This is a genomic window from Rhodococcus sp. NPDC059234, assembly GCF_042754225.1.
In the GTDB taxonomy this organism is placed as follows: Bacteria; Actinomycetota; Actinomycetes; order Mycobacteriales; family Mycobacteriaceae; genus Rhodococcus_G.
Genome location: NZ_JBHZAH010000157.1, coordinates 5,828 through 9,665 on the forward strand (window position 1 = coordinate 5,828; position 3,838 = coordinate 9,665).

Sequence of the window (3,838 nt, forward strand, 5' to 3'; positions counted from 1 at the left end):
GTTGACGGTGGTGGTCGTGTCGACCAGGACCGGAGCCGAATTGTTGACCGTGATGCTCGCCAGCGGGCCTGCGCCCGCGTTGGGCGCGCTCTTGTTGTCGCTGGGAATGCACCGGGTGGGTGCCCATTGCGTGCCGCCGAGGAATGACGCCTTCGCCAACGAGGTGCTGAAGTTCTGGTCGTTGCCGTAGCTGGCGGCGCTGCCGGCGGTGCGAACCTTCGGGGTGATGACACCAGGCGCGACGGCGGTGACCGTGATGTCTACCGCGGGAAGCTGGTACCAGCTGTCGCCGTTGCTGTTGGTCGATCCGTCGAGGTTCTTCTTCGCCTTGGGTACGCGGATGCCGCCCTCGCTGTTCGTGCTGTTGTTCGCGCCGTTGCCCACGACCTCGTTGTTGCCGGAGAGCCTGACGATGGTGCCGGCCGCGTTGTCCACCGCTCCGCTGTCGTTCACACGAAGCACGTTCGGCGCGACATTGTCGATGTTGACGGCGGTGCCAGGCACCACGGTCGCGCTCACGAAGGTGGCGTTGTCGGGGATCGCGTAGTCGTACTTGAGTCGCGAGAGGTTCGTGGTCGTCGCGCCCGAATCCGAGTTCGGGTAGGAGGACGCATTCGGCTTGATGCGGTAGGTGAACGTCTCGCCGGCGTTGACCGATGCCGGAGCGTCGACGGTCATCGAGGCCGCGACCGACTTGTCGACCGTGAGGACCGACTTTGCCTGACACGAGCTGGTGAAGTTGGTGGTGGAGGTAGCGGCGTTGGCCGGCGCGCCGATCAGCATCATGCCGGCGACCACCGCCGCGCTGGTTACGGGTACGGCGACTTGCCGTACTGAGGGCTTCGACATCGAATCTCCTTGCATCCGGCCGGTTCGAGAGACCAGCGCCGGACATGGGGGGCGGATGAAATTCCTCACACCATGCCATTGGCTTTGAGAACTCGTTGCAGTTTCGTGATTTTTGGTTCAACACTGGACCGGATCGCCGAAGTGTTAAACAAAGATGCCATCTACCTGGGAAAAGGGCGTACTCGCCGGTAGCTACGGGCGGTGTGACGCACGACCTGTGTGTCCGAATTGGCCGGTCAGGACACGGATTCATAACGTGTTCGAGGAGGATCTGCGGAGTTGACGGGACGGTCGAGTCGACGTAGTGAGGGCCCGCCTCGCCCGTCCTGACGGGAACGCAGTATCTGCCTTGGCCGCTAGCCTCGGCCGCATGCGAATCAAGATGTGCGGGATCCACGTCACCGACCCCGCTGCCGCGTTCGAGTTCTATCGCGACACCCTCGGATTCGAGGAACTGCTCGCGATGCCGGAGCACCACCTGTTCATCGTCAAGTCCCCGCAGGACCCGGACGGAGTCGGTCTGCTGCTCGAGCCGAGCGACAACCCGGTTGCCGAGGCCTATCGCGCGGGTGTGTACGAGCAGGGCTTGCCGGCGATCGTGTTCGGCACGGCGGACGTGCGGGCGGAGTACGAGCGTCTGATCGAGCTCGGGGTCCGGTTCACCCGTGAGCCGACCGCCGACCCGTCGGGCATCTCTGCCGTGTTCGACGACACCTGCGGGAACCTGGTGCAGCTCCATCAGGACTGACGCCCTGGTTCACCCCCGTCGCCGTGGGCCGATCCTCCGCGCGAGATGGGCGATGTCCGAGCGTCCCCAAGCGGTGGACGATCGGACATGATTCCGAGATCTGGAGACATTCTGCGGCTCGTCGGATCTCCCTACGGTTGAGCACATCAACCCGATCGACAGAGGAGAGTCCGTGATGTTGGCAGTCATCCAGAACGCATTCGGCGGCCCCGAGGTGCTCGAGACCGTGCAGACCGAACGGCCGGAACCTCGCGGCGGCGAGGTGCTCGTCCGCGTGCACGCCAGCGGGGTGAACCCGGTGGATGTTGCGGTCCGCTCCGGGGCGTACCCGCTGCTGGGGCAGCCGAGCTTCGGGGTCGGCTGGGACATCTCGGGCGTGGTCGAGGAGGCCGGGCCCGGCGCCCGGTTCCGGGTCGGTGACGAGGTGTTCGGGATGCCGTTCTTCCCCCGCGCCGCCACCGGTTACGCGGAGTACGTGGTGGCCCCGTCGCGGCAGGTGGCCCGCAAGCCGGAATCGCTCGACCACGTCCAGGCCGCGGCCCTTCCCCTGGCCGGGCTCACCGCCTGGCAGGGGCTGGTGGACGCGGCGCGGGTCGGCGAGGGCGACCGCGTGCTGATCACCCGGGCGGCCGGCGGAGTCGGTCACCTCGCTGTGCAGATCGCCAAGGCCCGCGGCGCGCACGTGATCGCCCTGGCGGGCGCGCCCCGGCACGAGTTCGTGCGCGGCTTGGGGGCCAACGAGGTGATCGACTACCGCGACACCGACTTCACGGAGGTGGTGCGGGACGTCGACGTGGTCTTCGACTCCACCTCGCAGGGCCGGCGCGCGCTGGGCGTGCTGCGGCCGGGCGGCACGCTGGTCAGCATCATGGAGCACGGCGACCGGCAGCTCGCCGGGGAGGTCGAGGCGGCCGGGCGGCGGTTCGCCGGGGTGTCGGTGGAGCCGGACTACGCCTCGCTCGAGGCGATCGCCGCGCTCGTCGATGCCGGCCGGATCCGGCCCCACATCGACGCGACCTTCCCCTTGGCAGAGGCGGGTCGCGCGCACGAGCTGGTCGGCTCGGGCCGGACCCAGGGCAAGGTGGTGCTCACGGTCGCCTGAGCCGGGCCCGCGGACCGTATCGTTGCCGTCGAGACGAGGAGGGCAGTGCGCGTGGACATCCTGACCGAGGCACTGGGCTCGATGCGTACCGGGCACCCGTCGTCCGTGCGCACCGACGGCCGTGCCCCGTGGGGCCTGCGGCTGCCGGCGGTCGCCGGGGCGGGCTTCCACGTGGTGCTGCACGGCACGTGCTGGCTGGTGCCCCTGGAGGATTCGCCCCTGTCGCCGATCGCGCTGAGCCCGGGCGACGTGGTCTTCCTGCGCGACGGCCGCGGCCACATCCTCGCCGACCACCCGGCCACCCCGCCGGTGCTGGAGACGGCGCAGCGGTTCGACCCCGGCTCACCGATCGGGACGGTGTCGCTCGGCGGCGACGGGCCGCTGACCAGCCTGCTCTGCGGCAACTATTACCTCGACCAGCGGCGCCCGCACCCGCTGGTACGGCAGTTGCCGGAGGTGGTTCACCTGCAGACCGGGCAGGGCAGGCACCCCGAGCTCAGCGCCGCCGTGCAGCTGCTCGGGGCCGAACTGGAGAACCCGCGGATCGGATCGGACGGCATCGTGCCCACACTGATCGACTCGCTGTTGTTGTACATCCTGCGGGCCTGGTTCGAGGCCCAGCCCTCGGCGAGCGCGGAGGGCTGGGCCGCGGCGCTCGCCGACCCGGCGGTCGCGCCCGCGCTGGCGGCGATCCACGACGATCCCGCGGCCGCGTGGTCGGTCGAGTCGCTGGCCGCCCGCGCGGGCCTGTCCCGGGCCGCCTTCTCTCGGCGCTTCACGGCATTCGTCGGGGAGCCGCCGATGGCCTACCTGACCCGCTGGCGGATGACGACGGCCGCCCGGCTGCTACGCGAATCCGACGCCCCGCTGAGCGCGGTCGCGGACCGGGCCGGATACGGCTCCGAGTTCGCCTTCGCGAAGGCGTTCAAGCGCGAGTACGGGCTGGCGCCGGGGGCGTACCGGCGCGAGGCGCGAGCGGCCTGACGACGGCACCGGCCGACTCCCCGTCGTCGCACCCCCGTTGTCTCGATCTCACGGTCATGGGCGGCGGAATCGGGGGGTGTGATCGCGGCAGATCCGGTGCGCGGAATCGGTCGGATGGGTCCGGAACGCAACGAAGGCGCCACCCGCGTGAGCGG

3 protein-coding genes and 1 pseudogene are annotated in these 3,838 nt (G+C 69.5%); 3 read left to right on the forward strand and 1 reads right to left on the reverse strand.

Going from position 1 to position 3,838, the window contains the following annotated elements; genetic code table 11:
* Positions 1-849: pseudogene (locus ACFXGJ_RS22660) on the reverse strand (Ig-like domain repeat protein); the annotation flags it as partial.
* A gap of 370 nt (positions 850-1,219) precedes the next feature.
* Here ACFXGJ_RS22660 and ACFXGJ_RS22665 point away from each other — a divergent pair.
* From ACFXGJ_RS22665 to ACFXGJ_RS22675, 3 genes are all read left to right on the forward strand, one after another.
* A complete protein-coding gene (locus ACFXGJ_RS22665) occupies positions 1,220-1,597 on the forward strand; it encodes a VOC family protein (RefSeq protein WP_378625153.1) in 378 nt (125 codons plus the stop codon).
* A gap of 175 nt (positions 1,598-1,772) precedes the next feature.
* Positions 1,773-2,699, forward strand: a complete 927-nt coding sequence (locus ACFXGJ_RS22670; RefSeq protein WP_378625157.1) for an NADP-dependent oxidoreductase — start codon at positions 1,773-1,775, stop codon at positions 2,697-2,699.
* Between the two features lie 51 nt (positions 2,700-2,750).
* A complete protein-coding gene (locus tag ACFXGJ_RS22675; RefSeq protein ID WP_378625155.1) occupies positions 2,751-3,683 on the forward strand; it encodes an AraC family transcriptional regulator in 933 nt (310 codons plus the stop codon).
* Positions 3,684-3,838 lie beyond the last annotated feature (155 nt).

What these genes read in the sequence shown, in the direction of transcription:
- ACFXGJ_RS22665 (WP_378625153.1), top strand. Translation starts at nt 1,220, where the DNA reads ATGCGAATCAAGATGTGCGGGATCCACGTCACCGACCCCGCTGCCGCG.
- ACFXGJ_RS22670 (WP_378625157.1), top strand. Translation starts at nt 1,773, where the DNA reads ATGTTGGCAGTCATCCAGAACGCATTCGGCGGCCCCGAGGTGCTCGAG.